Below are 14,422 nucleotides of genomic sequence, written 5' to 3'. Positions count from 1 at the left end.
TGTTGCGACAAGGATAAGATAATGACTGCTGCATACGAATATGAAACCCACGAATACGACGTCGTTGTTGTAGGCGCAGGTGGAGCGGGTCTGCGCGCGACGCTGGGCATGGCAGAGCAGGGGTTGCGCACCGCCTGTGTGACCAAGGTTTTCCCAACCCGTTCTCATACCGTTGCCGCACAGGGCGGTATCGCCGCCTCTTTGGCCAACATGGGCCCCGACAACTGGCAGTGGCACATGTATGACACTGTGAAGGGGTCCGACTGGTTGGGTGACACGGATGCGATGGAATACCTCGCCCGCGAAGCGCCGAAGGCTGTTTATGAACTGGACCACTACGGTGTGCCATTCTCCCGGACGGAAGAAGGCAAAATCTACCAGCGTCCCTTTGGCGGCCACACTACCGAGTTTGGCGAAGGCCCTGCGGTGCAGCGAACCTGTGCTGCGGCGGACCGGACAGGCCACGCGATCCTGCACACGCTCTATGGTCAGTCTGTGAAAAACAACGCGGAATTCTATATCGAGTATTTCGCGATTGACCTGCTGATGTCGGATGACGGTGAATGTCAGGGCGTTGTCTGTTGGAAGCTGGATGATGGTACCTTCCATGTATTCCATGCCAAAATGGTTGTTCTGGCCACCGGTGGCTACGGGCGTGCCTATTTCTCTGCGACCTCGGCGCACACCTGCACCGGTGATGGTGGCGGTATGGTCATGCGCGCAGGCCTGCCAATGCAGGATCTTGAGTTTGTGCAGTTCCACCCAACCGGCATCTATGGCTCCGGCTGTTTGATCACCGAAGGCGCACGTGGTGAGGGGGGCTACCTGACCAACTCCGAAGGTGAACGCTTTATGGAACGCTATGCGCCGCAGTATAAAGATCTGGCGCCACGCGATTATGTGTCGCGCTCAATGACGATGGAAATTCGCGAAGGCCGCGGTGTGGGAGATGAGGGCGATCATATTCACCTCAACCTGAGCCACCTGCCTGCGGATGCTTTGGCAGAGCGTCTGCCGGGTATTTCGGAATCTGCGAAAATCTTCGCCGGCGTTGATGTTACCAAAGAGCCTATCCCCGTGTTGCCAACGGTGCACTACAACATGGGCGGTATTCCGACCAACTATTGGGGTGAGGTTCTGAACCCGACCGAGGACAACCCAACGGGTGTCGTGCCGGGCCTTATGGCCGTTGGTGAGGCAGGTTGTGCCTCTGTGCATGGTGCAAACCGTCTGGGCTCCAACTCGTTGATTGACCTCGTGGTCTTTGGACGTGCCGCTGCTATCCGGGCGGGCAAGGTTGTGGATCGCGATGCACCGGTGCCGACCCCACCGCAGGCTCAGATTGACAAGTGTTTCGCACGCTTTGATGGTCTGCGCTATGCGAAGGGGGCGATCCCGACGGCGGATCTGCGTCTTGAGATGCAGAAGACCATGCAGCGTGATGCAGCTGTGTTCCGGACTGCCAAGACCATGAAAGAGGGTGTTGAGGCGATGACGGAAATCGCTGGCAAGATGGGTGACCTACATGTCACCGACACTTCGTTGGTGTGGAACTCCGATCTGATGGAGACATTGGAACTGACCAACCTGATGCCATCTGCGATTTCCACAATTGTGTCCGCAGAAGCGCGCCATGAGAGCCGTGGTGCGCATGCGCATGAGGATTACCCTGAGCGTGATGATGAGAACTGGCGTGTTCACACTGTGAGCCGTGTTGACGAAACCGGTACCAAAGTGGACCTGAGCTATCGTCCGGTGATTGTTGATCCTCTGACCGGGGAAGACGAAGGCGGTATCAATCTCAAGAAGATCGCGCCGAAAGCACGGACGTTCTGATGAAGCTGGTTTCGGTTGCCCTGATTTCTGTGTGTGTCCTTCTGCCAGGGATGTCTCTGGCGGAAAGCGCGCTCAATCGGGCAACCACCCAGTGTATGTTTGAGGTGGACAATTCCAGCCAGATCCATGTGACCCTAACGCAAAAGCGTGATGGTACGGAAAAGCTGCGGGTCAAGAACAAGGAAACCGGACGCTCCAGCAATGATCCGGTGATTGATGCGTATATGGCTTGCGTTTCGGCAAAAGTTGGACAGCCGATCAGCGCGACAGCCACGGTGCAAGCTGATCGCCCCGTTGTTGCGGCTGATGCCTCGACATCTGAAGTGCGGGCGTCTGGAGTTCAGGCAGTGGTGCAACAGGTGCGTTCTTGCATGGTTCAAACGCGCGCGCCCGGCAGTTACGGTGTGTTCGTGAGCCGCCCCGTACCGGTTGTGCAGGCAGAGCCTGGTGGCACAGAGCGTGGCGCACGTCATGTGAACGACTGTTTGCAAGACAGATACAGCGTACAGTACAGCCTGCTTGAAACTGGCACAGTGGCAAGCACTGAAAGCGTATCGGCCCAGCCTGCCATCGCGGCAAACGCATGTCCGCGCCACGCAGGCGTGCTCTATGCCGGGAGCGGATATTGCCGGTAAGTTTGTCGACATATCGCTCAGCCAGAGCTGTGCAAGGAGGGCGGATATGACGCTTTCCCAGGCGCACCGCCGTGTCATCGTGCATATCGGGGCCCAGAAAACTGGATCCACATCGCTGCACAGATTCCTGAGCCGCAATCGCGCGGCGCTGGCGACGCGCCTTGATGTGCGTGTGCCAGAAAAGGGTTCGCTGACGCGCGAAGTTGGGCGCAGTTGTACGCTTTACAGCATGCGGCCTGATCGCCACGAAGACACTCTGATCACTTTGATCAAGGCTCTGAAAGAGGATCTGAGCGGGAATGAAACCGTTTGCATCGTCAGTCATGAGAACATTGCCGGGGCCATGATGGGGCGCGGATCGGTGCGGGATCTTTTCCCGCGTATTGCTGATATTGTGCGCCTGTTTGATGAGCATCTGGCACCCATTGTGCCGGAGTATGTGCTCTATACACGTGAGATGGCGGGGTGGAAGCGCAGCGTGCACAATCAGGCGGTTAAGTCTGATGGGTACACCGGCACGCTGGAGACGTTTTTGAAAGAAACGGCTGATAGCCGTGGCTGGCATGACGTGGCAAAAACGCTGGAAGCCTGTGTTGGGGCAGAGCGGGTGCGTGTGTTTGCCCTAGAGGATGAGACCACACCGGAGCGCCCCGGACGGCAGTTGCTAAAATTTGCTGGGCTGTCTGATGAGGACATCGACGCGCTGGAGCCTTTGGCTTCGCGTTCTAATCAAAGCCTCAACCCCGGGGCTTTGGAGTTTATGCGCCAGTTGAACATGCTGGCGGTGGCGCAGCCTGCCCGTAAACAGGTGGCAGAGCTGATCAAGAACAATCAATCGCTTTTCGCTGCGGGCCCGATGCCTCAGCGTGAAGCCTGAACAGGAACGAAGGTAAGCGTATCGCACGCTCCCACGGATAGGAAGGAAAGACCATGGTCGAATTTGCCCTCCCCAAGAACAGCCGGATTGTGACTGGCAAGACCTGGCCCAAGCCGGAAGGTGCCACCAATGTGCGGAAGTTCCAGATTTATCGCTGGAACCCGGATGATGGAAAAAATCCACAGGTGGATACGTATTTCCTCGACATGGACAAGTGTGGTCCCATGGTTCTGGATGCGCTGATCAAGATCAAAAACGAGATCGACCCAACGCTGACTTTCCGCCGCTCCTGTCGGGAAGGCATTTGTGGTTCCTGTGCGATGAACATCGACGGGATCAATACATTGGCCTGTATTTACGGGTTGGATGAGATCAAGGGTGACGTGAAAATTTACCCGCTGCCACACATGCCTGTGGTGAAAGACCTGATCCCGGATCTGACACACTTCTATGCCCAGCATGCTTCGATCATGCCGTGGCTGGAAACCAAGACCAACCGCCCTGCCAAGGAATGGCGGCAGTCGATTGAAGACCGCAAGAAACTTGATGGTCTGTATGAATGCGTGATGTGCGCATCCTGCTCCACGTCTTGCCCAAGTTACTGGTGGAACGGCGACAAATACCTCGGCCCAGCGGCGCTGTTGCATGCTTATCGCTGGATCATTGACAGCCGTGATGAGGCGACTGGGGAGCGTCTGGATGAGCTGGAAGATCCCTTCAAACTCTACCGCTGTCACACCATTATGAACTGCGCAAAAACCTGCCCCAAAGGCCTGAACCCGGCCAAGGCGATTGCAGAGATCAAAAAGATGCTGGTTGAGCGTCACGTTTGATCGCGCTTTAGATGACGTCGTGAAAGCCCCGCAGCGCGGGGCTTTTGCTTTTCATGTGACGCGCAGAGGGCTTGCGTAGATTGCATGGCGACCTTGCAAATCAAGAGCTTTATGCCTTTGAAATAGCGCCATATATTGCGGCCCAAGGAGGAGGTTGACAGAATTTGGAGATGACGATGTCTGCCTCAAACACCAAAGTTGCCGAGACCACAGAAGACTTCGCGGCGCGCGCGCTGGAATTGCTTGAGCAATCCTATGAGTATTACTCTCAGCCGGTTCGAGTTGTGGAAAATAGACAGCAGAGCGAAACCTACTACGAATATGTCAAAGCGGCCTGATCGCTTCCGACATGGCTTTCAAAAGCGCTTCTCCACAGGAGAGGCGCTTTTGCTGTTTTTGGGGTGACGTATGGTTAGTCTTGGCGGCATCTTTGACCTGCGGATAGCCTTCTTGGCAAATGGGAGGAGATTTGATGCAGGATGTGATCGTCGTGGGCGGTGGCCTTGCCGGTTTGGTCGCGGCACAGGAGGCTGCAAGCCGGGACAAGCGTGTGTTGCTCTTGGATCAGGAGGGCAGTCAGAGCCTTGGCGGACAAGCGTTCTGGAGCCTTGGCGGGCTTTTTATGGTGGACACGCCAGAGCAGCGGCGCATGGGCATTCGAGACACCCATGCGCTCGCAACCTCAGATTGGATGGGGTCCGCCCAGTTTGATCGGCCCGAAGATGCCAATCCACGTAGGGTGGCCGAGGCTTATCTCGCCTTTGCCGCAGGAGAAATGCGGCCATGGTTGCACAGCATCGGCATGCGTTGGTTTCCTGTGGTTGGCTGGGCTGAACGTGGCGGCGAGATGGCGCATGGGCATGGCAATTCGGTGCCGCGGTTTCATGTGACCTGGGGGACAGGACCGGGGGTTGTGGCACCTTTTGAAAGGTTGGTGCGGGCACAGGAAGATGCTGGGCGCATCCGCTTTGGATTTCGTCATCGTGTGACCCATCTCATTGTCGAGAATGGCGTGGCCAAAGGGGTTCGGGGCGAAATTCTCGCAGAAGATCAAGCAGATCGGGGGAAATCTACCAGCCGTGAGGTTGTGGGTGATTTTGAACATCGTGCAGAGGCCATTGTTGTGACCTCTGGCGGCATTGGGGGGGATCATGAGAGGGTGCGTCACTATTGGCCGGAAGACCGATTGGGCAAGGCGCCAAAGCGCATGGTGTCGGGGGTGCCGGATTATGTCGATGGCCAGATGCAGCGTGTTGCAGAAGCAGCAGGCGCAGGGATCATCAACGGTGACCGGATGTGGCATTACACCGAAGGGGTGGCCAATTGGGATCCGATTTGGCCCAACCACGGCATTCGCATTCTGCCTGGTCCCAGTTCCATGTGGTTTGACGCATTGGGCACACGGATGGAGGCCCCTTATATGCCGGGTTTTGACAGCCTTGGCACGCTCAAGCGCATTCTCTCCACAGGATATGAGCACAGCTGGTTTGTGCTGACGCAGAAGATCATCGAGAAGGAGTTTGCCCTGTCCGGCTCTGAGCAAAATCCGGATCTGACATCTGGCAAATGGCGTGAGGTGCTTAAGGGGCGTCTGATGTCTAAAGGGGCGCCGGCACCGGTGGAGGCTTTCAAGGCGCATGGTGAAGATTTTGTTGTCGCGGATCGCTTGGAAGACCTCGTGGCGGGCATGAATAAGATCACACCTCAAACACCTGTTTCATTTGAAAGAATACGGGATCAGATCTTGGCGCGAGATGCCCAGATTGACAGTCCTTATTGCAAAGATGCGCAGGTGACGGCGATCCGGGGGGCGCGCAATTATCGTGGGGATCGATTGATCCGAACGGCGAAGCCACATCGCATTTTGGACGCCTCAAACGGGCCGTTGATAGCGGTGCGCCTCAATATTCTGACACGAAAATCTTTGGGTGGGTTACACACGGATGAAACGGGGCAGGTGCTGCGCGCGGATGGCTCTGTTTTTGAAGGTCTTTTCGCCGCGGGAGAGGTGGCCGGTTTTGGCGGGGGAGGCTATCATGGCTACAATGCGCTGGAAGGTACGTTTCTTGGCGGTTGCATCTTCTCCGGTCGGGCAGCTGGACGCGCCGTCTAAACAAAATGGCATCACAGCGGCGTGAGGCAAGGGGGGTCTAAGCCCTTTTGCCCATTGCCAAATCAACGTGCTTGCGGGCAGGATCGGTGGATGACTGATCTGCCTTTGCCCCCCGCTGATGCTGAAGACCGCCGCGCCATTGCTCCGGTGATCTGCTATCCTAATGAGACGCTGCCACCCCCACCTTTGGCGCTTTACCGCGCGGCGCGGGAGGGGGCTGTGAAGGTGGATGAGGTGCTTGTGCCTGCGCGGGATGCGCGGTGTTTTGAAGTCCCAGCAGGTCATTTTTTTCGTATTTCTTCGGTGGAAGGTCCTCAGGTTGGGGATCTGAATCTGTGGCATCGGGATGATCTGAATGAGAGGTTTTATTCAGGTAAAACAAGAGCTTTGCATGGGACACACATCACAGCGGGAGAGCGGATGTGGAGCAGTTTTCCAACCCTGCGCCCCATGGCCACGCTGACGGCGGATACGCTAGGCTGGTATGGCATCGATGCATATGGTGGCTCTGTGCATGATGTCATTGGCACGCGCTGCGATCCTTACACGGGCAATCTGCTGAAGGGGGATCAGTATCACTATTGCTGTCATTCCAACCTGACCCGTGCGCTGGCCGATCATAGTGGCATGTCACTTGCCGAGGCGGAGCCCTATGTGCATGATGTGCTTAATGTTTTCATGTGCACAGGGTTCACGCGTGACACCGGGCAGTACTTCATGAAAGCCAGCCCTGTCCGCCCGGGGGACTATCTTGAGGCCTTTGCCGAGATCCCTCTTCTGGGGGCGTTGAGCGCCTGTCCGGGGGGGGATTGTTCGGCGGAGCACAGTTCGGATACGGCCGCCTGCTATCCGCTTCTGGTGGAGGTCTTTGCGCCTCAACAAGGCGCGCTGGAAGGGTGGGACAGCCCGACCCCAAATGGCTATGATCGCAGCCATGGACGTGGGGATTAACCTTTTTTCGCGCTGTCTGTATCGCGTCGGTAATGCGTCGGTAACACAGAGGTGTGCCGGCATCTGCCCGAAGCAACGTTAATATTTCTCACGGGCTGTAATATTGCGCGACATTTCCCCTCTGCGAGGAGGAAGCCCGGAGGGCTCTGGTGAGACAAACAGCGCGCCCTTCAGGGCGCTCCGTCAGGTTCAGACCGCATCCAGTTCCGCGTCCCAATACAGGTAGTCCATCCAACTTTCATGAAGAAAGTTGGGCGGGAATTTACGCCCCACGTTGCGCAGCTCTTCCGAGCCGGGTTGTCGTGGAGGTTTGCGCAGTGCCATGCGGGCCTGTTTGAGGCTTTTGGAGCCTTTCCTCAAATTGCAGGGAGAGCAGGCCGCAACCACATTCTCCCAGCTGGTCACGCCGCCCGCGGCACGGGGCACGACATGGTCAAAGGTCAGATCCCCCTTGGCACCACAATACTGACAACAGAATTCATCCCGCAAAAATAAATTAAAGCGCGTGAAGGCCACGCGCTTTTGCAGTTTTACATAGTCTTTCAGGACCACGACGGAAGGGATGCGTATTTCAGTTGAGGGGCTGCGCACCACATGGTCGTATTCGGCAACAATATCGACACGGTCCATATAAGCGGCTTTGATGGCGTCCTGCCAAGGCCAGAGAGAGAGCGGATAATAAGAGAGCGGGCGATAGTCGGCGTTGAGTACAAGAGCGGGGTGATGTTTCAACCCGCTGGGACTTCGTGTGAATTCTGTCCTGAAATCGCCGTCCATGATGGCTCTCCCTTTAAGCGCGAGGCGCGGAGGATGGCCTCACATATTAATACTATATCTCGTGTTCTAATTCTGGCAAGCCTCACGATATGCGCAATTGGTGCGGATGATGAGGCATGTGCAGGGTGCCATCGCGGGATGACGGTTTGATGACAGGTGGAGGCTCAAAAACAAGGCGCCCCGCCTCTGGAGGAGGCAGGGCGCAAATATGCGGACAGGCGCCTTAGAAAAGACTGCCCGGATCAAAGCTTTTGGACAGGGTCACGGCAAAACGGGTGTCGTCCTGTGCGATCATGCTGCCGATGCCCTGACGGCCAATGGCATTGGTGGCCATGGCATCCACAGAAAACCCAGATTTGCCAAAATGATAGCGGGCGCCGGCGGCCCATGTGGCCTCGTCGTTGTCGCGCCCGATTGGGGTGACTTCGGCGATCAGCGCCAGACCATTGTCAAAGGTATAATCCAGCCCCAATCCCAGGCCGACCAGCTCAACAGACCCCCAAGCGGCGATTTTGGGGCTGGCGGTGAAAGAGAGGCGGTTGGGCATTTCGTAGTTGGCGATCAGGTCCGTATAGAAGACGCCGATTTTCACAGAATTTGAGGTGATCTGGCGGCCATACATCATGCGCCCGGCCAGCGAGAAGGCATTGCCGTTGTCCTGATCCATGAAGCGCAGCTTGGGCCCGATCATGTAGTGCACATCGGTGGAGGGGCGGATGTCATCAGGAGCGGTATCACTGTCAGAGAACTGTTCAAAATGCACCTGAATTTCCGTGTCGCGGTCTGTGCTGAAGTTCAGAGAGATACCGGCGTTGCTGTCAGATCCGCCCCAGATTTCGGTGCGCATATGGCCTGGCTCCAGCGTGGCCGCCGTGCCGAGCGTGAAGCCGTCTTGCTGTGCGTTCAACTGTGCCTGCGTGGGCGGCAGGGACAGATCCCGGTAGCTTTCATCGTATTTGGAACCCGGCGTGTAAACCAGACGCCCGCCCACCAGAATATGGTCTCCGTCCGGCCAGAAGGTCATAATGCTTGTGGCCGGGGTGACGCCCCAGCCATTGGTGACATAGCCTTCCAGAGCCACGCGCGGGGTCACATTGTAGCGTCCGCCCACCGTCCAGACCGGCAGTTTTTCCCACTCGCCTTGACTGTTGATGGTGTTGTCGTTGCTGATCGGCGCATCCAGCGTTCCGAAAAGCGCCACGCGGTTGTTGGGTTTGAAGGTCAGCCCAGCTCCCAAAGAGAAGATGGTGCCATAGAAGCGATCCCCGGCGATGTCATTGGGTGCAAGGGTCAGGCTGGGGGTGAGGTGCAACTGTAGCTTGGAAGAGGCCTTATAGGTGATCGGGGCCTTTACCGCACCCAGTGTGATGCCGGTCTGCTTGTTGAAGAAGCCGCCCCAGATGTCGGATTGCATGGTCAGGAAGGCTTCGGCGGAGGCCAGTGCGGAAATGGCCCAACGCTCATCCTGATAGAGCTGATACTTGCCCCAAAGCGCCAGTTCGTTGGTTTCCAACTGAGGGATGCGGTCCGGACCGACGCCGGGGACGCCCTCAATGGGGCCGCCGATGGGATCGACGTAGTTCTGCAATTGCAGGCCAAGCGTGAACCTGTCGGTGAAGGCGTAGCTGCCACCGCCGTGATAGACCTGATTGCCGGTGCCTGCGCGGTTGTCCGGGCTGGTCTGGCGGGCACCAACGTTCAACTCAAAGGTGCCGGCGGGATTGATATTGCCAGTCTCAAATGCGGCGACACGGCCGGGCATGGCATCCAGCGGATTGACGCTTTGGGCCATGGCGGAGGTGCTCAGCATCAGGCTTGTTGCCAGCGCAAGGCCGGAAAGGCCGAGCAGAGCGCCTTGTGGACTTGGGGAAGTGTGCTGCGCCCAAGAAGAGGGAGACAGGCGGAGACGGACGGGGGGCGTGAAATCGCTTACAAAATCGCTCACAGTAAATTCCAATGCGTAATAACTAACGAAAGTTTAACGCAGGATGGCAGCGGGCCAAAACAAAACTTGGCCGCGCTGTGTGAGGATGCTGCTTTTTAGAGCTGCCGTTGCGTCAAAGGCCCAATTTGTCGCGCATGAAGGCGAGGGCAACACCGAGACCGTCGGGGGCGATTCCATGGGCGGTGCCCTTCATGATGTGGGCGTAGACATCTGTGAACCCGGCTTCTTGCAGCGCTTCGGCGGCTTCGGGAAGGGACTGCGGGGGCACCACATCATCCTGATCCCCATGGATCAGCAGGATGGGGGGCTTGCTGACTGCTTCGTCTTTGAGCAGCTCAGGTTGCAGGAGACGGCCGGAGAAGGCGACAACACCAGCGACAGGATCTTCGCGGCGTGGGGCGACATGCAGGCTCATCATGGTGCCTTGGGAAAAGCCGAGCAGCACAACCTGTTCGGGCAGAAGATCTTCATCCACCATGACCGCATCCAGAAAGGCATTGAGATCATCCACGGCGGCCATCAGGCCGCGTTCGCTCTCTTCCTCAGAGGAGCCATCGATCCAGGGGATTGGGAACCACTGACGGCCCATGGGCATGCCGGGGATTTCCTCTGGGGCATCTGGTGACAGAAACAGCGTGTCAGGCAGGTGCTCGGCCAGCGGATCGGCCAGCCCCAGTAGATCGGCACCATTGGCGCCATAGCCATGCAGGAAGATCACTGCGGAACGGGTTTCGCCCGAGGCGGGCTCTTTGCGGAGGGTTTGCAATACACGCGTCATGATCTGGCCTTTTGTAAGCTGTGGTCAGAGCGTGTGTGGCACGTCGCGGGGCGCATCGCAAGCGTGGCGGTGGGAGGCGACGCAACGATGGCGTCGCCCCTGCATTGGTGAGGTGAAGGGGTCAGGCGAAGGCGGCCTGAAGCGCGATCTCGACCATATCGCCAAAGCTCTTCTCACGATCCTCAGAAGGCAGGGCTTCGCCGGTGAGCAGGTGGTCAGACACGGTGAGCACCGCCAGCGCGCGGCGGCCATGGCGGGCGGCGAGATTGTAGAGCTCTGCCGCTTCCATTTCGACGCCAAGGATGCCGTGGCGGGTCATCTGTTCGTTCAGATCCGGGCGCTCGTCATAGAACACATCCGAGCTATAGATGCCGCCCACATGGGTGGGGGTGCCTTTGGCGGCGGCGGCATCTGCGGCGGCGCGCAGCAGGCCGTAATCGGCGCAGGGGGCAAAGTTGATCTCTTTGAAGATACCGCGCGACGGGGTGGAGAGGGAGGTTGCGGTCATGGCGATGATCACATCGCGCACTTTCACGCTTTCCTGCATGCCGCCACAGGAGCCGATGCGGATCAGGGTTTGCGCGCCATAGTCTTTCATCAGTTCGTTGGCGTAGATCGACAGGGAGGGCATGCCCATGCCGGAGCCGTGGATGGTGACGCGGTTGCCGTTCCACATGCCGGTGAAACCAAGCATGCCGCGCACTTCATTGATCAGTTTCACGTCGGTCAAAAAGGTCTCGGCCGCCCATTTGGCGCGATAGGGGTCGCCGGGCAGCAAGACGGTTTCGGCGATATCACCGGGTTTGGCACCGATGTGGACGGTCATGAGGTTTCCTTTCGCTCAGAAGGGGACGGCCCTTGGCCGTGAAAAAGAGGGGTTCACATGACCGCCTTTGCCCGTGCCCTGCAAGAGAAAAACGTCCGGGGCGACCTCCAAAAATGTGAAAGCCGGAGGCGACTGCCACAGTGGGCATCGGCGCTCCGGCTTTGAAAGTCGTGATGGTCTAACTTTCAATTGACCAGATTTCAAATTTCCATTTGATCTGGTGTCACCCCTGCGGCGAGGGCTTCGTCAAACCATTTTGGCTTGCGGCCTTTGCCGGTCCAAGTTTTGCTTTTGTCATTGGGGTGTGCATATTTTGGCACGCCTTTCATCAGGCCGCCTTTCTTCTTACCGCTGACATTTGCCAATTCATCCAGTGAGAATCCGTATTTTTCTGCGGCTTCTTCAATGGCCTTCAGAGCATCTGATTTGCGCTGCGCTTCTTTTTTCTCGATCTGAATGTCGATTTGCGCGCGCAAGTCCAAAAGCTCGTCGCGGTTCATTTCGTCCAATTTCATCCCAAAGTCCTACGAGTTTACCTAGTACCATTTGATGTGGCAGAGGAATTCGCTTTTCTGCAAGGTAATTTTGGACAATTTGGTAAAATTTTTAGCTTTACACACGGAGGAGTTGAGGGTAGGGAATACCTTACCCCCATAATGTGATGTAAGTGCATGATTCTGTGGCTGAATTTTATTCAGCCGCTTCCGGTTTTGGGTCTGCCAAGGTCACGATATCCGACATGATCGTGTTCAATTCGAAGTCCTTTGGCGTGTAAACGCGGGCCACGCCCATGGCTGTCAATTTCTGGGCATCTTCATCAGGAATAATGCCGCCGACAATCACAGGTGTTTCCTGCAGGCCCGCTTTGGACATGCGCTCCATCAGGTCTTCAACCAGTGGGATATGCGAGCCGGACAGAATAGAAAGTCCGACCACATGCGCGCTGTCTTCGAGGGCTTTGTTCACAATTTCCTCGGGGGTCAGGCGAATACCGTCATAGGTGATGTCCATGCCGCAGTCGCGCGCCCGGAAGGCAATTTGCTCTGCGCCATTGGAATGCCCATCCAGACCGGGCTTGCCAATGACAAATTTCAGGCGGCGTCCGAGCTTGTCTGAGACTGCATTGACCGCATCGCGAATGTCATCAAGCCCTTCGGTCTTGTTGGAAGGGGCCCCGGACACGCCGGTTGGGCCGCGATATTCGCCGTGAACCACCCGCATCTGTGCAGCCCACTCGCCGGTGGTGACACCCGCCTTGGCGGCGGCGATGGAGGCAGGCATGACGTTTTTGCCAGAAGCTGCGGCTGCGCGCAGATCTGCGAGGGCACGTTCAACGGCTTTGCTATCGCGGCTGGCGCGCCATTCTTGCAGGCGGCCAATCTGTTCCTGTTCCACGGCGGGATCCACAACCATGATGCCACCGTCGCCGGTCATCAGTGGGGAGGGTTCGCCCTTCTGAAACTTGTTCACACCCACGACAATTGTCTCGCCGGCCTCAATCCGGTTGAGACGGTCAGCATTGCTGTCCACAAGGCGGGATTTCATATAGTCGATGGCACCGATTGCGCCGCCCATGCTGTCGAGGTTGGACAGTTCGCTGCGCGCACCCGCCTTGAGCTCTTCGACTTTGGCATCCACCGCCGGGTTGCCATCAAACAGATCGTCATATTCCAGAAGATCGGTTTCAAACGCCATGATCTGTTGCATGCGCATGGACCATTGCTGATCCCATGGGCGGGGCAGGCCGAGGGCTTCGTTCCAGGCTGGGAGCTGGACCGCACGGGCGCGGGCTTTTTTGGAGAGGGTCACGGCCAGCATTTCAATCAGGATGCGGTAGACGTTGTTTTCCGGCTGCTGTTCGGTCAGGCCAAGGGAGTTCACCTGCACCCCGTAGCGGAAGCGGCGGGATTTCACATCTGTTACCCCGTAGCGTTCCACCAGAATTTCATCCCAGAGATCCACGAAGGCGCGCATTTTGCACATCTCAGTGACAAAGCGGATACCGGCGTTCACAAAGAAAGAGATCCGGCCGCAGAGACGTGGGAAGTCTTCTTCATCGACGCGGGGGCGCAGCGCATCCAGAACCGCGATGGCGGTGGCCAGTGCGAAGGCCAGCTCCTGTTCCGGTGTCGCACCTGCCTCTTGCAGGTGGTAGGAACAGACGTTCATCGGGTTCCATTTGGGCACGTTGGTGTAGCAGTATTCTGCCACATCCGCGATCATCTTCAGGCTGGGCTCTGGCGGGCAGATGTAGGTACCGCGCGACAGGTATTCCTTGATGAGATCATTTTGCACCGTGCCCTGCAGCTTGGTGACGTCTGCGCCTTGCTCTTCGGCGACGGCGATATAGAGCGACAACAGCCACGGCGCGGTGGCGTTGATCGTCATGGAGGTGTTCATCTGTTCCAGCGGGATCTGATCAAACAGGGTGCGCATGTCGCCCAAGTGGCACACAGGCACGCCGACTTTGCCCACTTCGCCACGTGCCAGAATGTGATCGCTGTCATAGCCGGTCTGGGTGGGCAGGTCGAAAGCCACGGAGAGGCCGGTCTGACCTTTTTGCAGATTGGAGCGGTACAGCGCGTTGGAGGCTTTGGCCGTTGAGTGGCCCGCGTAGGTTCGAATCAACCATGGGCGGTCCTTTTGAGGGCGGGCATCGGACTGGATTTGCTGCGTTTGCGACATGGATCGTCCCTTTTCTGGAGGGGCCTGGCTGGCTTGGTAATAATCTTGCGTTGAAGGGTATGTATGCGAAAGATCATATGCAAGTCAATTCGCTGCATCGCGGCAAATACGTTCCGTCATAGCGAGATTGATGAGAGGGGCATTTGAGTTTGATGTTTACCTCCCC

13 protein-coding genes are annotated in these 14,422 nt (G+C 57.3%); 7 read left to right on the top strand and 6 right to left on the bottom strand.

The annotated features are described in order from the left end of the window. Positions 1–21: 21 nt before the first annotated feature. The 7 genes from sdhA (at position 22) to J7382_RS12395 (ending at position 7,245) form a co-directional block, all read left to right on the top strand. Positions 22–1,836 (top strand): succinate dehydrogenase flavoprotein subunit, encoded by a 1,815-nt coding sequence (gene sdhA, locus J7382_RS12425; protein ID WP_058241431.1) that lies wholly within the window; start codon positions 22–24, stop codon positions 1,834–1,836. Further along, positions 1,836–2,471: a hypothetical protein gene (locus tag J7382_RS12420; RefSeq protein WP_058241432.1), complete on the top strand. Its 636-nt coding sequence runs from the start codon at positions 1,836–1,838 to the stop codon at positions 2,469–2,471. The genes sdhA and J7382_RS12420 overlap by 1 nt, the downstream gene beginning before the upstream one ends. Positions 2,472–2,517: 46 nt before the next feature. Further along, positions 2,518–3,348, top strand: coding sequence for a hypothetical protein (locus J7382_RS12415; protein WP_209069333.1), 831 nt, complete (start codon positions 2,518–2,520; stop codon positions 3,346–3,348). A 53-nt stretch (positions 3,349–3,401) separates the two neighbouring features. After that, the gene (locus J7382_RS12410) at positions 3,402–4,181 is read left to right on the top strand and encodes a succinate dehydrogenase iron-sulfur subunit (protein ID WP_209069332.1); all 780 of its coding nucleotides are present in this window, start codon (positions 3,402–3,404) and stop codon (positions 4,179–4,181) included. A gap of 176 nt (positions 4,182–4,357) precedes the next feature. After that, complete coding sequence (locus J7382_RS12405; RefSeq protein ID WP_209069331.1) at positions 4,358–4,519, top strand: hypothetical protein; 162 nt, start codon at positions 4,358–4,360, stop codon at positions 4,517–4,519. Positions 4,520–4,653: 134 nt separating this feature from the next. Further along, positions 4,654–6,294 carry an FAD-binding dehydrogenase gene (locus J7382_RS12400; RefSeq protein WP_247744986.1) on the top strand — a complete coding sequence of 547 codons (1,641 nt, stop codon included), beginning with the start codon at positions 4,654–4,656 and terminating at the stop codon, positions 6,292–6,294. 90 nt (positions 6,295–6,384) lie between these two features. After that, entirely contained in the window at positions 6,385–7,245 is an 861-nt protein-coding gene (locus J7382_RS12395) for a DUF1989 domain-containing protein (protein ID WP_209069329.1), read from the top strand. Positions 7,246–7,434: 189 nt separating this feature from the next. Here J7382_RS12395 and J7382_RS12390 read toward each other — a convergent pair whose 3' ends face one another. The 6 genes from J7382_RS12390 to J7382_RS12365 form a co-directional block, all read right to left on the bottom strand. Then, the gene (locus tag J7382_RS12390) at positions 7,435–8,022 is read right to left on the bottom strand and encodes an HNH endonuclease (RefSeq protein WP_209069328.1); all 588 of its coding nucleotides are present in this window, start codon (positions 8,020–8,022) and stop codon (positions 7,435–7,437) included. Between the two features lie 223 nt (positions 8,023–8,245). Beyond that, positions 8,246–9,967 (bottom strand): DUF1302 family protein, encoded by a 1,722-nt coding sequence (locus J7382_RS12385; RefSeq protein WP_209069327.1) that lies wholly within the window; start codon positions 9,965–9,967, stop codon positions 8,246–8,248. A 112-nt stretch (positions 9,968–10,079) separates the two neighbouring features. Then, a complete protein-coding gene (locus J7382_RS12380) occupies positions 10,080–10,745 on the bottom strand; it encodes an alpha/beta fold hydrolase (protein WP_209069326.1) in 666 nt (221 codons plus the stop codon). Between the two features lie 121 nt (positions 10,746–10,866). Continuing rightward, the gene (gene deoD / locus J7382_RS12375) at positions 10,867–11,571 is read right to left on the bottom strand and encodes a purine-nucleoside phosphorylase (RefSeq protein WP_209069325.1); all 705 of its coding nucleotides are present in this window, start codon (positions 11,569–11,571) and stop codon (positions 10,867–10,869) included. Between the two features lie 200 nt (positions 11,572–11,771). Next, positions 11,772–12,086, bottom strand: a complete 315-nt coding sequence (locus tag J7382_RS12370; protein WP_209069324.1) for an H-NS histone family protein — start codon at positions 12,084–12,086, stop codon at positions 11,772–11,774. Between the two features lie 175 nt (positions 12,087–12,261). After that, on the bottom strand, positions 12,262–14,256 hold the full coding sequence (locus J7382_RS12365; RefSeq protein ID WP_209069323.1) for a protein meaA: 1,995 nt from the start codon (positions 14,254–14,256) through the stop codon (positions 12,262–12,264). Positions 14,257–14,422: the final 166 nt, after the last annotated feature.

Source organism: Shimia sp. R11_0 (assembly GCF_017744035.1).
In the GTDB taxonomy this organism is placed as follows: Bacteria; Pseudomonadota; Alphaproteobacteria; order Rhodobacterales; family Rhodobacteraceae; genus Shimia; species Shimia marina.
This window is presented reverse-complemented; position numbering and strand designations above follow the sequence as displayed.